This window comes from Streptomyces sp. NPDC047841 (genome assembly GCF_040704085.1).
Taxonomy (GTDB): domain Bacteria; phylum Actinomycetota; class Actinomycetes; order Streptomycetales; family Streptomycetaceae; genus Streptomyces; species Streptomyces argyrophylli.
In genome coordinates this window covers 43,950-61,754 of the sequence record NZ_JBEYRP010000004.1, presented here as the reverse complement: position 1 = coordinate 61,754, position 17,805 = coordinate 43,950, and the positions used below count along the sequence as shown (strand labels likewise).

Sequence of the window (17,805 nt, the reverse complement as noted above, 5' to 3'; positions counted from 1 at the left end):
CGCTCAGCCCGCCTTCCCCGGGGTGGCGGCCTCGCCCAGCTCCGCCGAGATCCGGCCGAGCTGCTCCAGCCGCTGCTCCAGGGTCGGGTGCGTGGAGAAGAACCGCTCGATGCCGGGCTCGCGGCCGGTCGCCGGGGTGAAGTAGAAGGCGTTGAACGCCTGTGCCGTGCGCAGGTCCTTGGTCGGGATCCGCGCGATCTCCCCGGAGACCTTGGTGAGCGCCGCCGCCAGCGCCGAGGGCCGGCCGGTCAGGTGCGCCGCGGCGCGGTCGGCCGCCAGCTCCCGGTACCGGGACAGCGAGCGGATCAGCAGGAAGCTGATCGCGTACACGGCCACCGAGACGCCCAGGACCGCGGCGAAGACCGCGGCCGTGTTCTGGTCCCGGCGGCCCGAGCCGAAGACCTGCGAGTAGAGGGCGAACCGCACGATCAGGCCCGCGAGCACCCCGAGGAACGACGCGACCGTGATCACGGCGACGTCCTTGTGCCGCACGTGCGACAACTCGTGCGCGAGCACGCCCTCCAGTTCCGCCGGCTCCAGCCGGCGCAGCAGCCCGGTGGTCACACAGACGACCGCGTGCTCGGGGCTGCGCCCGGTCGCGAACGCGTTCGGCATGTCCATCGCGGACACGGCGACCACCGGCTTGGGCATGTCCGCGATCGCGCACAGCCGGTCGACGACGGCGTGCAGCCCGGGATACTCCTCCCGCTCCACGACCCGCCCGTGCATGGCGAACATCGCGATCCGGTCGGAGAACCAGAACTGCGCCACGAACAGCGCCCCGATCAGGACGGCGACCAGTATCCAGGACTTCAGCAGCACGATCAGTGCGGCGACGAAGCCCACGTACAGCAGCCCTAGCAGGAACAGCGTCAGACCCATGCGCACGGTCAGCCGCCGATCGCTCCGGAACCGGCTCCGCATCTTGCATCACCCCGAAAGTCAGGCACTCGTCCCGCTGTCCAGTGTGCACCTGCGGATGCCCATGAAGCGGTCCGGAACCCCTCTAGGCGGGGCAAAGGGTCAGCGGGGCAGTCAGCGGGGCGAAGCGTCAGTAGGGGGAACGCATCTGCGCATACCCCAGCAGCACGATGACCGCCGCCACGCAGCCGAGGACCACGGCCGTCGAGACCCAGGAGGACCGGCGCGGGACCGGGTCCGGGTCGGCGCGGAACGGCGCCGGGTCCGGGGGGTTCTCCTTCCAGCGGGCGGCGAGCATCCGGGCCCGGGCGGAGGGCTCCTTGTGCTCGGCGGAGTTCGCCCACCGGTGATCGAACTCGCGCTCCCATTCGTCCTGTTCCGGCATCCCCGTTCAACCTCTCTCGTCCGACACGATCCGGAGGGATGATCCCCCGACAATAGGAAGTCTGAGAAGCGGGAAAGGTTGCACGGGCCGGGACATGGTCAGCCGGAGTGGCGGAAACGGCTGCGGTACTCCGTGGGAGTGGTGTCCAGCTTGCGGCGGAACGCCCTGATCAGGGTGTCGGTCGTACCGAAACCGCACGCGGAGGCGATCCGGTCGAGGGTGTCGTCCGTGGTCTCCAGGTGGTTCCGGGCGGCCTCGACGCGGGCCGCCTCCAGGTAGGCGGCCGGGGTCATGCCGAGTTCCGCCTTGAAGACGCGGGCCAGCTGGCGCTCGCTGACGTGGGCGTGCCGGGCGAGGTCGGCGACGGTCAGCGGCCCGGTGAGGTGCTCCGCGACGAAGTGGCGCAGGCCGGCCATGCGCCGGGTGGTCGAGACGGGCTCGACGGGCACACTGAACTGGCTCTGCCCGCCCGGCCGCTTCAGGTACATGACCAGCTGACGGGCGACCCGCAGGGCGACGGCCTCCCCGAAGTCCTCGGCGACCAGCGCGAGCGACAGGTCCAGGCAGGCGGTGATGCCCGCGCCGGTCCACACCCCGCCGTCCCGGATGAAGATCGGGTCGGCGTCGACCTCGACCGAGGGGTGCTCGGCGGCGAGCTGCCCGGCGGTCGACCAGTGGGTGGTGGCCCGCCTGCCGTCCAGCAGGCCGGCGGCGGCGAGCAGGTGCGCGCCCACGCAGACGGAGGCGACGCGCCGGCTGCGGGCGGCGAGCGCGCGCACCCGGGCGACGACGCCGGGATCGGCGAGGGCGCGCACCCGGCGTTCCCCGTCGACCTCGACCGAGCCCGGCACCAGCAGGGTGTCGATGGCGCGCCCGGACACCTCCGCGAAGGTGCGGTCGGGCAGCACCCGCACCCCGGCGGCGGTCGTGACGGGCTCCATGGTCTCGGCGGCCAGCACCGCCTCGTACCCGCTCTCGCCGCCGGTCTCCCGCCGGAGCAGGGCGAACACCTCCGGCGGGCCGGTGACGTCCAGCAGGTCGACGCCGTCGAACAGCATGATCACCACGAACCGCCGGCCGTCGCCCACGCCCTCCCCCTTTCGGATGTCCGGATCTGCAAGTTACCCGACATTGCCGCCATCCGGGGCGGCTCCTAGCGTGGTCGCCGTACCCACACCGCCACCCGAGAAGGGGCCGCCATGCCCAGCACGACCCTGCGCGACCTGAACGGCTTCGACCAGACCCCGGCCTCGCTCGCCGGCTCCACGCTGATCCTGGTCGACTACCAGAACACCTACACGCGCGGCGTGATGGAGCTGGACGGCTGGCAGGCCGCCCTCGACGCCGCGGCCGGCCTGCTGGCCACAGCCCGTGCGGCGGGCACGCGGATCGTCCACGTGGTCAACGACGGCGGCGAGGGCACCCCGTACGACATCCGCGCCGAGATCGGCCGCATCCACCCCCGTGTCGCCCCGCTCGACGGCGAAGCGGTCGTCGTCAAGACCGCCCCCGACGCGTTCCACGGCACCGGCCTCGCCGAGCACGTGGACGCCGCCGGCCACCGGGACGTCGTGATCGCCGGCTTCATGACCCACATGTGCGTCCTGTTCACCGCGCAGGGCGCGTTCCTGCGCGGCAACCGCCCCACCGTGGTCGCCGACGCCTGCGCGACCCGCCCCCTGCGCACCCCGCTCGGCGAGGTCCCCGCGACCCAGCTCCACCACAGCGCCCTCGCCACCGTCACGGACCTCTACGGCGTGGTCGCACCGTCGGCGTCCGCGCTGACCTGAGCCGGGAACGCCGGGAAGTGATGGTGCGGCGCCGCTGCCTTGGAGTCCCGGTCAACGGGCCCTTCCGACCAGTGAAAACCGGACGTCAGCGGTGATCGCGGAGCGGAGTGTTTGTGCGGCGGCAGGGAAGGGGTCAGAGCGGGAGGGAGGACAGGAGACGACCGTGACCGTCCTCGCGATCTTTCTGCTCATCATCGGTACGCTCTTGGTCCTGATCGGGGCGCTTCTGGTCCTTGTCGGGACGTTCCTGATCACCATTGGGGTGGCCTTGATCCTGATCGGGGCGGCCCTGATCGTCGCGGGCACGTTCATGCTGATCCGGAGACTTCTTGGCGGTAATCGAACGCGGTCTCACTCCTGGTGAAGCTGAGCGTGGCCCTTCGGCACAGCCACGAACGCCACCCGGCGGCCGGGCGTCCGCCCGGAACAGGCCGTCGGCCGTGCCCTTCCCGGGGAGGAAGAACACGGCCGACGGCCCACAGCCCAACCAGGGGAGCGGCTACCCGCTCCGGCCTGGGGCGATGTCACACGTCGAAGTACAGCTCGAACTCGTGCGGGTGCGGGCGCAGCTGGAGCGGGGCGATCTCGTTCGTGCGCTTGAAGTCGATCCACGTCTCGATCAGGTCGGACGTGAACACGTCGCCCTGGAGGAGGAACTCGTGGTCGGCCTCCAGCGCGTCGAGGACGGCGTTCAGCGAGGTCGGGACCTGGGCGACGTTCGCGTGCTCCTCGGGAGCCAGCTCGTACAGGTCCTTGTCGATCGGCTCGGCCGGCTCGATCTTGTTCTTGATGCCGTCCAGGCCCGCGAGGAGCAGGGCCGAGAACGCAAGGTACGGGTTGCCGGAGGAGTCGGGCGCGCGGAACTCGACGCGCTTGGCCTTCGGGTTGGAGCCCGTGATCGGGATACGCATCGCGGCGGAGCGGTTGCGCTGCGAGTACACCAGGTTGATCGGCGCCTCGAAGCCCGGCACCAGACGGTGGTACGAGTTCACCGTCGGGTTGGTGAAGGCCAGCAGCGACGGGGCGTGCTTGAGGATGCCGCCGATGTAGTAGCGGGCCATGTCCGACAGGCCCGCGTAACCGGCCTCGTCGTAGAACAGCGGGTCGCCGCCCGACCACAGCGACTGGTGCACGTGCATGCCCGAGCCGTTGTCACCGAAGATCGGCTTCGGCATGAAGGTCGCGGTCTTGCCGTTGCGCCAGGCGACGTTCTTCACGATGTACTTGAAGAGCTGGAGGTCGTCGGCGGCGGCGAGCAGGGTGTTGAACTTGTAGTTGATCTCCGCCTGGCCGGCCGTGCCCACCTCGTGGTGCTGGCGCTCGACCTTCAGGCCGGACCGCTCCAGCTCCAGGGAGATCTCGGCGCGCAGGTCGGCGAAGTGGTCGACCGGGGCCACCGGGAAGTAGCCGCCCTTGTAGCGGACCTTGTACCCGCGGTTGTTCTCGACGGCGCCGGTGTTCCAGGCGCCCGCCTCGGAGTCGATGTGGTAGAAGGACTCGTTCGCGGAGGTGGCGAAACGGACGCTGTCGAAGACGTAGAACTCGGCCTCGGGGCCGAAGTACGCGGTGTCCGCGATCCCGGTCGACGCCAGGTACGCCTCCGCCTTCTTCGCCACGTTGCGCGGGTCACGGGAGTACTGCTCGCCCGTGATCGGGTCGTGGATGAAGAAGTTGATGTTGAGGGTCTTGTCGCGGCGGAACGGGTCCACACGCGAGGTGGACAGGTCGGCACGCAGAGCCATGTCGGACTCGTGGATGGCCTGGAAACCACGGATCGACGATCCGTCGAAGGCCAGCTCCTCGTCCGGGTCGAACGCCTCAACGGGCACCGTGAAGTGCTGCATGACGCCCGGCAGGTCGCAGAAGCGGACGTCGACGAACTTGACGTCCTCGTCCGCGATGAACTTCTTGGCCTCGTCGGCGTTCTGGAACATCCAGCTCCTCCTACTCCCGACCGTCCTCGCCGGGGTGGTAGATCGTTCGTGCGGCCAGTGCGGTGGCACACGCTGGTCTCGACCCTAGGGACGGGTGATTTCTCGGGCGTGACCCATTTGTTTCGCAGAAGTTAACCGGCCACGTGTCCACCGTAGCCCTGACACACCCCTGTGCGTAGTGCCCGAAACCGGGCACAGTACCGTGGAGGCGTGGACAACAGGCAGGCAATCGGATCGTGGCTCTCCGGGCCGCGCGCGGCCCTGGAAGAGGCGGGCGCCGACTTCGGGTACCGGGGCGAACAGCTCGGCCTCCCGGAGCACGGGCCGAACTCGATCGCACGGCCCGGACGGCGCCTCGGCGCACTCGCCGTGGACTGGGCGCTGTGCGTCCTGATCGCATACGGCCTGATCACGGGCGGCTACCGGGCCCCTGCCACCAGCAACTGGGCGCTCGGTGTCTTCTTCGTCATGAGCATCCTGACCGTCGGCACGGTCGGCTTCACCCCCGGCAAGCGGCTCTTCGGCATCCGGGTCGTGGCCCTGCGGACGGGCACGGTCAACCCCGGACGCGCCCTGCTGCGCACCGTCCTGCTGTGCCTCGCGATCCCCGCCCTGGTCTGGGACCGCGACGGCCGCGGCCTGCACGACCGGATCGCACAGACGGTCGAAGTACGCATCTGACCGAGCGCCCCCGCGCTTCCCCCGTGGCGGGTCGCGCCATCGGGGCCGGGTCCCACGGGGTCACGGCCCCGCCTCAGCGAAGTCCCACGGCGTCATGCGGGTCGCCCGTAGCCGGTCGCGCCATGGGGGCACGGGGTCACGGCCTCGTGGCCCAGCGGTGCGCCACGGCGGCATGCGGCTCGCCGGTGGTCGGTCGCGCCGTGGGGGTCGAGCCGCACGGGTGACGGCCCCGCCTCAGCGAAGTCCCGCGGCGTCATGCGGGCTGCCCGTAGCCGGTCGCGCCGTCGGGGCCGGGGCGCACGGGGTCACGGCGCCGCCCCAGCGGACACGCCACGCGGCCCGCCCGTGGCCCGTCGCGTCGTCGGGGCCGAGCCGCGAGGTGCCACGGCCCCGCGGAGCGCCACCGCGCCGGGGCCACGCGGGGCCCCAAGGCACGGCCCCGCCCGGCGAAGTCTCACAGAGCCCGGCGCCGGGCCCGGCCACCGGCGGCAGCCACCCGCAGCAGTCATCCCCGCACCGCCGTCACCTCCTGCGCAGCACCGCCGCCAGTACCGACCGCAGCTCCGTCTCCGGGTCGGTCGCGGCGCTGGTCGCGCGCCAGGCGACGAAACCGTCGGGGCGTACCAGCACCGCCCCGTCCGCCGTCGTGCCGTGCAGCGCGGCCCAGTCACCGCCGTCTCCGGTGCCGTCCCCGTCGTAGGTGAGGTCGGCGTCCGCGCCCGTACCGATGCGGTACGCCTCCAGCCGTACGCCGTCCGTGCGGGCGATCTTCCGGGCGGCGGCGTGCCAGGCCCCGCCCGCGGCCGACCCCGCGTCGCAGAGCAGCACCAGCGAGCGCTCGTAGAGGTCGATCGTGGAGAGCCGGTCACCCGCGCGGCGCAGCCACAGGTGCGGCGCCCGGCTGCCCGGGTCCGCGGTCAGCCGCACCCCGTCGGGTACGACCGGCTGGGCGGGGTCGGCGCCGATGACGGCCCCCTCCAGATAGCGGTAGGCGAGGACGACGGGGAGGATGCCGCTGCGCGGGCCGCCGCCGACGCCGGGCGTGGGCGCGAAACCCGGGTGGCTGTGCTCCACCGAGCGGGCGGAGGCGCGGGCGCTGGTCGCCATCGCGACGGGCCGGCGCTCGGTGTCGTAGGTCTCCAGCAGGGCGGGCCCGGCCCAGCCGTCGAGGACGGCGGAGAGTTTCCAGGCCAGGTTGTGGGCGTCCTGGATGCCGGTGTTGGAGCCGAAGGCGCCGGTCGGGGACATCTCGTGGGCGGAGTCGCCGGCCAGCAGCACCCGGCCGGCCGTGTACCGCTCGGCGACGCGTTCGGCGGCACGCCAGGACGCCTTTCCGGTGATCTCGACGTCCAGGTCGGGGACGCCGACGGCCAGCCGGATGTGCCGCTGGAGCCGCTCCTCGGTGAACTCCTCCAGCGTCTCGCCCTGCTCCGGGTGCCAGGGCGCGTGGAAGACCCAGTGCTCCTTGTTGTCGACCGGGAGCAGGGCGCCGTCGGCCTCCGGATTGGTGAGGTAGCAGCAGATGAAGTGCCGGTCGCCGACCGTCTCGGCGAGCAGCTTGGACCGGAAGGTGACGCTCACGTTCGCGAAGAGGTCGCCGGGGCCGCTCTGCCCGATGCCGAGCCGGCGCCGTACGGGACTGCGCGGGCCGTCGCACGCGACCAGGTAGTCCGCGCGGACCGTGTACAGCTCGTCGCTGTCCCGGTCCCGGACGAACGCCGTCACTCCTTCGGGGTCCTGTTCGAAGCCCTCCAGCTCGTGGAAGTACCGCAGGTCCCCGCCGAGCGCGCGGGCCCCCTTCAGCAGCACCGGCTCCAGGTCGTTCTGGCTGCACAGGCACCAGGCCGTGGGGCTGAACCTCGCCAGCCCGCCGCCCGGGTCGATGTGCTTGAACAGCCACTCGCCGGCGTCGCCGACCAGGGTCGGGGTCTGCAGGATGCCATGGTTGGCCGCGAGCAGCGAGGCCGCCGCCTTGATGTCCGGCTCGATGCCGGCGACCCGGTACAGCTCCATCGTCCGCAGGTTGTTGCCGCGGCCACGCGGGTGGATCGAGGTCCCGGAGTGCCGCTCGACGAGCATGTGGGGTACGCCGAGACGGCCCAGGAACAGGGAGAGGGACAGGCCCACCAGCGAACCGCCCACGACGAGGACGGGCACCTGGTGATCGGCTTTGTGCTGCATCAAGGCTCCAGAGGCAGGGGGCGGGATGTGAGGCGCGCTGCTGTTTCTGTGCCCTCTGGGACGGGTTTCGCGTGCTCAATCACCCACGTGGTTCACGCGAGTCGCGCGTTGTGCGGGAAGCGGCACAGGATCAAGAAGCGCTGACGTCGCGTCATCGGCGGCCGGCGTTCGCCTCTGCCCCCGTGAAGGAGATGCGCAGCATGACCACCTTGTCGGAAAAGATGTCGGACCAGTCGACGCGTCAGGCGTCGACGAGGGTCTCCCAGTCCGTGTTCGACGGCTCCCGTCTCCGGGTCGTCCTGCTCGTGGACGTCAACGACGGCGCCCAGCAGCAGTTCCTGGAGGCCTACGAGCAGCTGTGCAACCAGGTGGCGCAGGTGCCCGGCCACGTCAGCGACCAGCTGTGCCAGTCGATCGAGAACCCCTCCCAATGGCTCATCACCAGCGAGTGGGAGAGCGCCCCGCCGTTCCTCACCTGGGTGAACAGCGAGGAGCACGTGCGGATGGTGGAACCGCTGCACAGCTGCGTCCGGGACACCCGGTCGCTGCGGTTCCACATCGTCCGCGAGACCGGCGGCGAGCCGGCCGGGGCCGCGTCACGGCGCCGGCTCCAGGCGTCCCCGCGGATCGGGGACGGCGTGATCCGGCACGCGCTGACCTTCACGGTCAGGCCGGGCAGCGAGGAGAAGGTCGCGAAGATCCTCGCGGACTACGCCTCGCCCCAGGCGCGGGTCGACGAGACCACCCGGCTGTGCAGGACCTCGCTGTTCATGCACGGCAACCGGGTCGTGCGGGCCATCGAGGTGCGCGGCGACCTGCTCGCGGCGCTGCGGCACGTCGCCCGGCAGCCCGAGGTGCGGGCCGTCGAGGAGGCCATCAACCCCTACCTGGAGCAGGAGCGGGACCTGAACGACCAGGAGTCCGCGCGGGTGTTCTTCACCCGGGCGGCGCTGCCGGCCGTGCACCACGTCACCGCGGACGAGTCCGCCGAGGGCGAGCGGCAGGCGCTGTACTACCCGGCCCGGCCGGACTGCGGGATGCGGCTGGCGGAGCTGCTCGCCCAGCAGGACGAGGCGGCGACGGAGGACCCGGACAGCCCGGTGCTGCGCAGCACGATCTTCCAGCGTGACGACGTCGTCGTCCGGCTGGTCGACGTACGCCCCGGCACCGGCGCCCGCGTCCCGCTGCCGGAGCCCGGCCGTCAGGCCGCGCTGAGCGCCCTGCTGGACGGCGAGCCCGTCGGCATGGACCTCGTCACCGACCGCCGCTCGCCGGACGCCTGAGCCCGGCAGGCCAGCACACCAACGGAGGAACGTCGTGATCAAACCCCTTCCGAAGATCGTGGACCTCAGCGAGATCGAGCCCAACACCCGGCGCGGCGGCGATCTGCGCGCCATGCTCACCCCGGCCACGGTGGGCTCCACCAGCGGCTTCATGGGCGTGGCCATCGTGCAGCCCGGCGACCGCATCGGCGAGCACTACCACCCCTACTCCGAGGAGTTCGTGTACGTCCTGTGCGGACAGCTGGAGGTGGACCTGGACGGTGAGCCGCACCCGCTGCGGCCCGAGCAGGGGCTGATGATCCCCATGAACATGCGGCACCGCTTCCGCAACGTCGGCAACGTGGAGGCGCGGATCGTCTTCCACCTGGGCCCGCTGGCCCCCCGGCCGGCCCTCGGCCACGTCGACACCGAGGAGACGGAGGCCGTCGCCGTCGCCGCCGATCCGGCCGACCGGGCACGGGTCGGCTCATGAACCGGCGCGTGGCGGTCACCGGCATAGGCGTCGTCGCCCCGGGAGGGATCGGCGTACCGGCGTTCTGGGATCTGCTCGCCGACGGCCGTACCGCGACGCGGGGCATCACGTTCTTCGACCCGACCGGGCTGCGGTCCCGGATCGCCGCCGAGTGCGACTTCGAGCCCGCCGCGTACGGCCTGGACGCCGGACAGGTCGAACGGGCGGACCGGTACATACAGTTCGCCCTGGTCGCCGGCGCGGAGGCGGTCCGGGACTCCGGTCTCGACCTCGGCCAGGAGGACCCCTGGCGGGTCGGTGTCTCCGTGGGCACCGCCGTCGGCGGCACCACCCGGCTGGAGCACGACTACGTCCTGGTCAGCCATCGCGGGCAGCGCTGGGACGTGGACCACACCGAGGCGGAGCCGCAGCTGCACCGGGCGTTCTCGCCGAGCACCGTGGCCTCCGCGGTGGCGGAACGTTTCGGCGCCCAGGGTCCCGTGCAGACCGTCTCCACCGGCTGCACCTCGGGACTCGACGCGGTCGGCTACGCCTTCCACACCGTCCAGGAGGGCCGCGCCGACATATGCATCGCGGGAGCCTCGGACTCTCCGATCTCCCCGATCACCATGGCCTGCTTCGACGCGATCAAGGCCACCTCACCGAACAACGACGACCCCGCGCACGCCTCCCGCCCCTTCGACAACAACCGTGACGGCTTCGTCATGGGCGAGGGCGGCGCGGTGCTCGTCCTGGAGGAACTGGAGCACGCCCGGGCCCGCGGCGCCCACGTGTACTGCGAGTTCGGCGGCTACGCCACCTTCGGCAACGCCTACCACATGACCGGCCTGACCAAGGAGGGCCTGGAGATGGCGCGGGCCATCGACACCGCACTGGACCAGGCGCGTCTCGACCCCACGGCGATCGACTACGTCAACGCGCACGGCTCCGGCACCCGGCAGAACGACCGCCACGAGACGGCGGCCGTGAAGCGGGCGCTGGGCCACCACGCCTACGACACCCCGATGAGCTCCATCAAATCCATGGTGGGGCACTCCCTCGGGGCGATCGGCGCCATCGAACTCGTCGCGTGCGTCCTGGCCCTCGCCAAGCAGGTCGTCCCGCCGACCGCGAACTACGAGATCCCCGACCCCGAGTGCGACCTGGACTACGTCCCGCGCGTCGCCCGCGAACGGAAGCTGACCAGCGTGCTGTCCGTGGGCAGCGGATTCGGCGGATTCCAGTCCGCGGTGATCCTGACCCGGCCGAGGGAGTGAGGACACGATGAGCGAACCGCAGGACCGGCAGGCGGCCATCACCGGTATCGGGGTGGTCGCGCCCAACGGCACCACCACCGGCACCTTCTGGAAGGCCACCCAGGAGGGCCTCAGCGTCCTCGACCGGGTCACCCGCGAGGGCTGTGAGCACCTTCCCCTCAAGGTGGCCGGTGAGGTCCGCGCCTTCGAACCGGCCGCCACGATCGAGGAGCGCTTCCTCGTCCAGACCGACCGGTTCACGCACTACGCCATGGCCGCGGCCGACTTCGCACTGGACGACGCCCGGCTCGCGCTGGGCGACATCCCCGACGCGCCGTACTCCATCGGCGTGGTCACCGCCGCCGGGTCCGGCGGCGGCGAGTTCGGCCAGCGCGAACTCCAGCAACTGTGGGGCAAGGGGAGCCGGTTCGTCGGGCCGTACCAGTCCATCGCCTGGTTCTACGCCGCGAGCACCGGCCAGGTGTCCATCCGCCGCGGCTTCAAGGGACCCTGCTCGGTCGTCGCCTCCGACGAGGCCGGCGGCCTGGACGCCCTCGCCCACGCGGCACGGGCCGTGCGGCGCGGCACCGACGTGATCGTGGCCGGCTCCACCGAGGCGCCGCTCGCGCCGTACTCGATGGTCTGCCAGCTCGGCTACGAGGAACTGAGCCGGGAGACGGACCCGTCCCGGGCCTACCGCCCGTTCACGGACGGCGCCTGCGGGTTCGTGCCCGCCGAGGGCGGCGGGATGCTCGTGGTCGAGGCGGCCGGCGCCGCCCGGTCCCGCGGCGCCGACATCAAGGCCGTCGTGGCCGGACACGGGGCGACCTTCACCGGCGCCTCCCGCTGGGACCGGTCCCGCGAGGGGCTCGCCCAGGCCGTCCGGCAGGCCCTGGCGGAGGCCGGGTGCGCTCCCGAGGAGGTCGACGTCGTCTTCGCCGACGCCCTCGGGGTACCGGAGGCCGACCGGGCCGAGGCGCTGGCGATCGCCGACGTCCTCGGCGAGCACGGCGCCCGGGTCCCGGTCACCGCGCCGAAGACCGGGATCGGCCGGGGGTACTGCGCGGCCCCCGTCCTGGACACCGCGGCGGCCGTGCTCGCGATGGAGCACGGCCTGATCCCGCCGACGCCGAACGTCTTCGACGTCTGCCACGACCTCGACCTCGTGACCGGCAGCGCCCGCGCCGCCGAACTGCGGACGGCGCTGATCCTCAGCCGCGGACTCATGGGGTCGAACTCGGCGCTGGTGCTGCGACGCGGCACCGCGCAGTGAGCACAGAAGGAGGAGAGCACATGCCCCAGATCACCGTGGAAGAACTCGCCGCGCTGATGAAGAAGGCCGCCGGCGTGACCGTCAGCCCCCAGCAGCTGAAGGAGAAGCCGGACACCGGCTTCGACGTCCTCGGTGTCGACTCGCTCGGCCTGCTCGGCATCGTCGGCGAGCTGGAGAACACGCACGGCACCCCGATGCCGGTCGACGCCGAGCGCTGCAAGACACCCCAGCAGTTCCTCAACCTCGTCAACAGCACCCTGATGGCAGGAGCCTGAGATGGCAGGACACACCCAGAACGAGATCACCATCGCCGCCCCGCTGGACCTGGTCTGGGACATGACCAACGACCTGGAGCGCTGGCCCCAGCTGTTCAGCGAGTACGCGTCGGTGGAGGTCCTCAAGAAGGAGGGCGACAAGACGACGTTCCGGCTCACCATGCACCCGGACGAGAACGGCACCGTCTGGAGCTGGGTCTCCGAGCGCGAGCCGGACCGCGCCACCCGCACCGTCAAGGCCCGCCGGGTCGAGACCGGGCCCTTCGCCCACATGAACATCCACTGGCGGTACGAGGAGGTCCCCGCCGGCACCCGGATGGTCTGGACCCAGGACTTCGCGATGAAGCCCGACGCGCCGGTCGACGACGACTGGATGACCGACAACATCAACAAGAACTCGAAGATCCAGCTGGAACTGATCCGGCAGAAGATCGAGAAAGCGGCGGCCGGTGAGCGGCCCGCCCCGGCCCTGGCCGACTGAGCCGGACGACAGGAGACGACCGTGCACCAGGCCCTGATCGTCGCCCGCATGGCCCCGGGCTCCGCCCCCGACATCGCCAAGGTGTTCGCGGAGTCCGACCGGGGAGAGCTGCCCCACCTCGTCGGAGTCGTCCGGCGCAGCCTCTTCCAGTTCGGCGACGTGTACATGCACCTGATCGAGTCCGAGCGGGAGCCGGGACCGGCCATCGCCAAGATCACCTCCCACCCCGAGTTCAAGGAGGTCAGCGAGCGGCTGACGGCGTACGTCAGCGCGTACGACCCGCAGACGTGGCGGTCCCCGAAGGACGCCATGGCAGAGCGCTTCTACCTCTGGGAGCGCGACGCCGGCTGAGCGCTCCGCCGGACAGCGGCGAGGCAGTTCCCCGCGCCCCTTCGGGGCGCGGGGAGCCGGTCATGCGGGGACGATGCAGTCGAACGCGTGCAGGTACGGGTTGACCGGCCGGATGTCGCGGACCGCCAGGCCCGCCGCCTCCAGTCGGCCCACCATGCTGTCGGTGGTGTGCTTGGCCCCGCCGACGTTCAGGAGCAGCAGCAGGTCCATGGCCGTGCTGAACCGCATCGACGGGGTGTCGTCGACGAGGTTCTCGATCACCACCACCCGGGTGCCGGGACCGCCCGCCTCGACCACGTTGCCCAGCAGCCGGGCCGTGGACTCGTCGTCCCACTCCAGGATGTTCTTGATGATGTAGACGTCGGCCTCGACCGGGACGGCCTCCCGGACGTCGCCGGGCACGATCCGCGCGCGGTCGGCGAGGTCGCCGCCCTCGCGCAGCCGCGGCAGGGCGTTCTCCACCACCCGGGGCAGGTCGAGCAGACTGCCGCGCATCGCCGGGTACTTGTCCAGCAGGCACGCCACCACATGCCCCTGGCCGCCGCCGAGGTCCGCGACCGAGCTGCTGCCGGACAGGTCCAGCAGGGCCGCCACCTCACGCGCCGACTGCTCGCTGGAGCGGGTCATCGCGCGGTTGAAGACGTCCGCGGACTCGGGGGCGTCCTCGTTGAGGTAACTGAAGAACTCCTTGCCGTAGAGGTCCTCCACGACGTTCCGGCCGGTGCGCACGGCCTGGTCCAGCAGGGGCCAGGCGTCCCAGGTCCACGGCTCGGTGCACCACAGGGCGATGGCCCGCAGGCTGTCCGGGTCGTCCTCGCGCAGCAGCCGGGACATCTCGGTGTGGGCGAACGTGCCGTCCGGCCGCTCGGCGAAGACGCCGTAGCAGGACAGGGCGCGCAGCAGCCGGCGCAGCGGCTTCGGCTCGGCGCGCACCGCGGTCGCCAGGGTTTCCACGGTCATGGGGGCGTCCCCGAGCGCGTCGGCGACGCCCAGCCGGGCGGCGGCGCGGACCGCGGCGGCGCAGGCCGCCCCGAACACGAGCTCGCGCAGTCGCATCGGCGGGGGAGGGGAGGGGACCGTCCCCGGCTCCGGGGGAGCCGAGGGCGCGCGGGATGGTGCGGTCATGTGCCGCCTTCCTTCCTTGCGTGGATCGGGTACGGCCGTCCGGTCAGCACAGGCCCGCGGGCTTGGAGACCCGGCAGGCGTTGCCGGTGAAGGCGTTGCCGGTCTTGGTGGCTTCCTGGTTGACGAGGTCCGCCGGGGAGTTATCCGCCAGCTTGTTGCCGGTGATCCGGTTCTTCTCGCTGCCGGCGCCCACGAAGCTCTTGAACAGGACGATGCCGCCCGACAGCGGGGACCTGCCCGAGTGGCCGGTGACCCTGTTCCGCGTCACCAGGACCTTCTCGGTGCCGGTCAGGACGATGCCGGAGCCCTGGAGATAGGGCAGCCGGGCGGTCTTGGGGCAGTACTTGTTGTTCTGCACGACCAGGTTGTCGCTGACGGCGAGGGCGCCGGCCCGCGGCTTGTTCTCGTCGCCGACGACGAACACGCCCGCGCAGTTGGCGAGGACGTAGTTGTGCGTGACGGCGAGGTTGCGCAGCCGGCGGACGGTGATGCCGATCCGGTTGCCCTCGAGCCGGTTGTGGTCGACCACCGCGCCCTTGCTGTCCGTGGCCCCCTGCTCGGCCTTGACGTTGTTGGCGAGGAAGAGACCCGCGTCCCCGTTGCCGCGGGCGGTGTTGTTCCGGAACACCCCGCGGGTGGAGTGCTCCTGGGCGATGCCCCACTGGCCGTTGTGCTCGGCGATCACGCGCTTCACGGTCAGCCGGTCGGTGCCCATGGTGAAGACGCCGGACTTGGCGAAGCCGGTCACCTTGAGGTCGGAGACGGTGACGTCCTTGAGGGGCTTGTTCTTGCCCCCGACCACACAGATGCCGTTGCCGTCCGAGAGGCAGGTGACGGCGGCCTTCTTGCCGTGCGGGGCGGGCTTGGTCTTCTTCTTGGGGGGCTGGATCACGGTGCCGGGACCCGCGCCCCGCAGGCTGAGGCCCGCCGTCTTCACCGTGACGCTCTCACGGTAGGTGCCGGCGAGCACGAACACGGTGTCGCCGGCCTTGGCGGCGTTGACCGCCTTCTGGATCGACTGACCCGGCTGCACCACGAGGGTCCTGTGGGCAGCGGACGCCGGAGTGGCACCGATGACCGTGCCGACGAGGGTCGTGGCGCATGCCAGGTACGCAATGTGTCGTTTTGTCACATTCCGAAGGCTAGGAGCGCATGAGCCGATTACCCGCCGGATACTCCGTTCGGCGGCGTGTCCACGGCAGGAGCCGGGGTCAGCGGCCCCGGGGTCCGCCCTTGGGCAGCTTCATGCCCTTCGGCATGGGCCCCTTCGGCAGCGGCATGTTGCTCATCAGGTCGCCCAGCGCCCGCAGCCGGTCGTTGGTGGCCGTCACCTGGGGGCCGGTCAGCACGCGCGGGAGCTTCAGCATCGTCGTGCGGAGCTTCTTCAGCTCTACCTGGCCCTCGCCGTTGCCGACGATCAGGTCGTGCACCGGCACGTCGGCGACGATGCGGTTCATCTTCTTCTTCTCGGCGGCCAGCAGGGTCTTCACCCGGTTCGGGTTGCCCTCGGCGACCAGCACGATGCCGGCCTTGCCGACGGCCCGGTGCACCACGTCCTGGCTGCGGTTCATCGCCACCGCCGGCGTCGTCGTCCAGCCCCGGCCGATGTTGTCCAGCACGGCCGCGGCGGCGCCCGGCTGGCCCTCCATCTGACCGAACGCGGCCCGCTCGGCGCGGCGGCCGAACACGATCGCGGTCGCCAGCAGGGCGATCAGCAGGCCGAAGATGCCCAGGTAGACCGGGTGCCCGATCAGGAAGCCGATCGCGAGGAAGACACCGAGGGTGCCGATGCCGACGGCCGCGAGTACAAGACCGATCTTCGTGTCGGCCTTGCGGGTCATCTTGTACGTGAGGGCGATCTGCTTCAGTCGCCCTGCGTTCGCGGCGTCCGCCGCGGTTTCCTTCCTCGCCATGCCACGAAGTCTACGTGCCCCCGGGAGTGCGGACGACGGCAGTGCCCGGCGGGCGGAACGGGCCCGCCGGGGGCGGCGTCAGGACTGGCCGGCGGCCTGGTCGAGGAACCGCTGGGCCTCGACCCGGTCCTTGGCGCGGCGGCGGTCCTCCAGGACGCTGGTCCAGGCGTTGCGGCGGGCGGTGCGCTGGCCGCCGCTCATGAGCAGGGACTCCACGGCGCGCAGGGCGCCGGTGAAGGTCGGGATGGCGGTGGCGCGTACGGGTGCGGCCTGCATGATCGAGGTCCCCCCTCTGAGCGATGGAGATGCGGGGCGTGATATGAGAGTCACTGATTGGTGTTACCAGGGCGTGACCGACCGGTCAAACACGCGTGAAGCCTTGATGTGAGGGGCTGGAACGCCGACGCGGCCCCGCCGGCGCCCTCATCAGCGAGGACGGTCGGGACCGCGTCGTCTCGGCCATTACTGGCCAGTAGGAACTTGTGCGCGAATTCACACGCGCGGCTCACACCGCCTGGGCGGCGACGTAGGTGCCGCGCTTCTCCACGGCCATCTGGTACAGCCGCCCGGCGCGGTAGGAGGAGCGCACCAGCGGGCCGGACATCACACCGGAGAAGCCGATCTGCTCGGCCTCCTCCTTCAGCTCGACGAACTCCTGCGGCTTCACCCAGCGCTCCACCGGGTGGTGGCGCACCGACGGGCGCAGGTACTGGGTGATGGTGACCAGCTCGCAGCCCGCGTCGTGCAGCTGCTTCAGCGCCTCGCTGACCTCCTCGCGGGTCTCGCCCATGCCGAGGATCAGGTTCGACTTGGTCACCAGGCCGTGGTCGCGGGCCTCGGTGATGACCTTCAGGGAGCGCTCGTAGCGGAAGCCCGGGCGGATCCGCTTGAAGATGCGGGGGACCGTCTCGACGTTGTGCGCGAAGACCTCGGGGCGGGACGCGAACACCTCGGCGAGCTGCTCGGGGACCGCGTTGAAGTCCGGGGCCAGCAGCTCCACCTTGGTCCGGCCGCCCTCGCGCTGCGCCGTCTGCTGGTGGATCTGGCGCACGGTCTCGGCGTACAGCCAGGCTCCGCCGTCCGCCAGGTCGTCGCGGGCGACGCCGGTGATGGTGGCGTAGTTCAGGTCCATGGTGACCACGGACTCGCCCACGCGGCGCGGCTCGTCGCGGTCCAGCGCCTCGGGCTTGCCGGTGTCGATCTGGCAGAAGTCGCAGCGCCGGGTGCACTGGTCGCCGCCGATGAGGAAGGTCGCCTCGCGGTCCTCCCAGCACTCGTAGATGTTCGGGCAGCCGGCTTCCTGGCACACCGTGTGCAGGCCCTCGCTCTTCACGAGGTTCTGCATCTTCGTGTATTCGGGGCCCATTTTCGCCCGGGTCTTGATCCACTCGGGCTTGCGCTCGATGGGGGTCTGGCTGTTGCGGACCTCAAGGCGCAGCAATCGCCGCCCGTCAGGGCTTGGCATTTGCTTCCCGTCGGGTGCGACTGCGGACACGACCGGCTCC

20 protein-coding genes are annotated in these 17,805 nt (G+C 71.2%); 10 read left to right on the top strand and 10 right to left on the bottom strand.

From position 1 onward, the window contains the following. Positions 1-3 precede the first annotated feature (3 nt). The 3 genes from htpX to AB0947_RS07070 form a co-directional block, all read right to left on the bottom strand. On the bottom strand, positions 4-924 hold the full coding sequence (htpX, locus tag AB0947_RS07080) for a zinc metalloprotease HtpX (protein ID WP_366749236.1): 921 nt from the start codon (positions 922-924) through the stop codon (positions 4-6). Between the two features lie 127 nt (positions 925-1,051). Next, the gene (locus AB0947_RS07075) at positions 1,052-1,306 is read right to left on the bottom strand and encodes a hypothetical protein (protein ID WP_366749235.1); all 255 of its coding nucleotides are present in this window, start codon (positions 1,304-1,306) and stop codon (positions 1,052-1,054) included. A 98-nt stretch (positions 1,307-1,404) separates the two neighbouring features. Beyond that, the gene (locus tag AB0947_RS07070; protein ID WP_366749234.1) at positions 1,405-2,394 is read right to left on the bottom strand and encodes a helix-turn-helix domain-containing protein; all 990 of its coding nucleotides are present in this window, start codon (positions 2,392-2,394) and stop codon (positions 1,405-1,407) included. A 111-nt stretch (positions 2,395-2,505) separates the two neighbouring features. On the opposite strand from AB0947_RS07070, the gene AB0947_RS07065 reads away from it, so the two are divergent. After that, positions 2,506-3,096 (top strand): isochorismatase family protein, encoded by a 591-nt coding sequence (locus AB0947_RS07065; RefSeq protein WP_366749233.1) that lies wholly within the window; start codon positions 2,506-2,508, stop codon positions 3,094-3,096. 163 nt (positions 3,097-3,259) lie between these two features. Then, positions 3,260-3,460, top strand: coding sequence for a hypothetical protein (locus AB0947_RS07060; RefSeq protein ID WP_366749232.1), 201 nt, complete (start codon positions 3,260-3,262; stop codon positions 3,458-3,460). A gap of 160 nt (positions 3,461-3,620) precedes the next feature. Here AB0947_RS07060 and glnA read toward each other — a convergent pair whose 3' ends face one another. Beyond that, a complete protein-coding gene (gene glnA, locus AB0947_RS07055) occupies positions 3,621-5,030 on the bottom strand; it encodes a type I glutamate--ammonia ligase (RefSeq protein WP_366749231.1) in 1,410 nt (469 codons plus the stop codon). Positions 5,031-5,240: 210 nt separating this feature from the next. On the opposite strand from glnA, the gene AB0947_RS07050 reads away from it, so the two are divergent. Continuing rightward, positions 5,241-5,711 (top strand): RDD family protein, encoded by a 471-nt coding sequence (locus tag AB0947_RS07050; protein ID WP_366749230.1) that lies wholly within the window; start codon positions 5,241-5,243, stop codon positions 5,709-5,711. 522 nt (positions 5,712-6,233) lie between these two features. On the opposite strand, the gene AB0947_RS07045 is transcribed toward AB0947_RS07050, so the two are convergent. Continuing rightward, complete coding sequence (locus AB0947_RS07045; RefSeq protein ID WP_366749229.1) at positions 6,234-7,892, bottom strand: FAD-dependent monooxygenase; 1,659 nt, start codon at positions 7,890-7,892, stop codon at positions 6,234-6,236. 200 nt (positions 7,893-8,092) lie between these two features. Between AB0947_RS07045 and AB0947_RS07040 the strand changes: the two genes are divergently transcribed. The 7 genes from AB0947_RS07040 to AB0947_RS07010 are packed head-to-tail and all read left to right on the top strand — an operon-like array spanning position 8,093 to position 13,262. Beyond that, positions 8,093-9,175 carry a SchA/CurD-like domain-containing protein gene (locus AB0947_RS07040; RefSeq protein WP_366749228.1) on the top strand — a complete coding sequence of 361 codons (1,083 nt, stop codon included), beginning with the start codon at positions 8,093-8,095 and terminating at the stop codon, positions 9,173-9,175. Between the two features lie 34 nt (positions 9,176-9,209). After that, positions 9,210-9,647 carry a cupin domain-containing protein gene (locus AB0947_RS07035; protein ID WP_225811672.1) on the top strand — a complete coding sequence of 146 codons (438 nt, stop codon included), beginning with the start codon at positions 9,210-9,212 and terminating at the stop codon, positions 9,645-9,647. After that, a complete protein-coding gene (locus AB0947_RS07030) occupies positions 9,644-10,903 on the top strand; it encodes a beta-ketoacyl-[acyl-carrier-protein] synthase family protein (RefSeq protein ID WP_366749227.1) in 1,260 nt (419 codons plus the stop codon). Before AB0947_RS07035 ends, AB0947_RS07030 begins: the two co-directional genes overlap by 4 nt. Positions 10,904-10,910: 7 nt before the next feature. Further along, on the top strand, positions 10,911-12,155 hold the full coding sequence (locus AB0947_RS07025) for a ketosynthase chain-length factor (RefSeq protein ID WP_366749226.1): 1,245 nt from the start codon (positions 10,911-10,913) through the stop codon (positions 12,153-12,155). Positions 12,156-12,175: 20 nt separating this feature from the next. Further along, positions 12,176-12,430: an acyl carrier protein gene (locus AB0947_RS07020; RefSeq protein WP_014672284.1), complete on the top strand. Its 255-nt coding sequence runs from the start codon at positions 12,176-12,178 to the stop codon at positions 12,428-12,430. Position 12,431: 1 nt separating this feature from the next. Further along, the gene (locus AB0947_RS07015; protein ID WP_366749225.1) at positions 12,432-12,911 is read left to right on the top strand and encodes an SRPBCC family protein; all 480 of its coding nucleotides are present in this window, start codon (positions 12,432-12,434) and stop codon (positions 12,909-12,911) included. A gap of 21 nt (positions 12,912-12,932) precedes the next feature. Further along, the gene (locus AB0947_RS07010) at positions 12,933-13,262 is read left to right on the top strand and encodes a TcmI family type II polyketide cyclase (RefSeq protein ID WP_366749224.1); all 330 of its coding nucleotides are present in this window, start codon (positions 12,933-12,935) and stop codon (positions 13,260-13,262) included. Between the two features lie 60 nt (positions 13,263-13,322). On the opposite strand, the gene AB0947_RS07005 is transcribed toward AB0947_RS07010, so the two are convergent. The 5 genes from AB0947_RS07005 to lipA form a co-directional block, all read right to left on the bottom strand. Then, positions 13,323-14,387 carry a methyltransferase gene (locus AB0947_RS07005; protein ID WP_366749223.1) on the bottom strand — a complete coding sequence of 355 codons (1,065 nt, stop codon included), beginning with the start codon at positions 14,385-14,387 and terminating at the stop codon, positions 13,323-13,325. Between the two features lie 43 nt (positions 14,388-14,430). Continuing rightward, positions 14,431-15,519 carry a right-handed parallel beta-helix repeat-containing protein gene (locus AB0947_RS07000; protein WP_366749222.1) on the bottom strand — a complete coding sequence of 363 codons (1,089 nt, stop codon included), beginning with the start codon at positions 15,517-15,519 and terminating at the stop codon, positions 14,431-14,433. A 79-nt stretch (positions 15,520-15,598) separates the two neighbouring features. Then, a complete protein-coding gene (locus tag AB0947_RS06995) occupies positions 15,599-16,300 on the bottom strand; it encodes a DUF4191 domain-containing protein (RefSeq protein ID WP_014672279.1) in 702 nt (233 codons plus the stop codon). Positions 16,301-16,378: 78 nt separating this feature from the next. Further along, positions 16,379-16,576 carry a hypothetical protein gene (locus AB0947_RS06990; protein ID WP_366749221.1) on the bottom strand — a complete coding sequence of 66 codons (198 nt, stop codon included), beginning with the start codon at positions 16,574-16,576 and terminating at the stop codon, positions 16,379-16,381. A gap of 229 nt (positions 16,577-16,805) precedes the next feature. Continuing rightward, positions 16,806-17,765, bottom strand: a complete 960-nt coding sequence (lipA, locus tag AB0947_RS06985) for a lipoyl synthase (protein ID WP_366749220.1) — start codon at positions 17,763-17,765, stop codon at positions 16,806-16,808. Positions 17,766-17,805 lie beyond the last annotated feature (40 nt).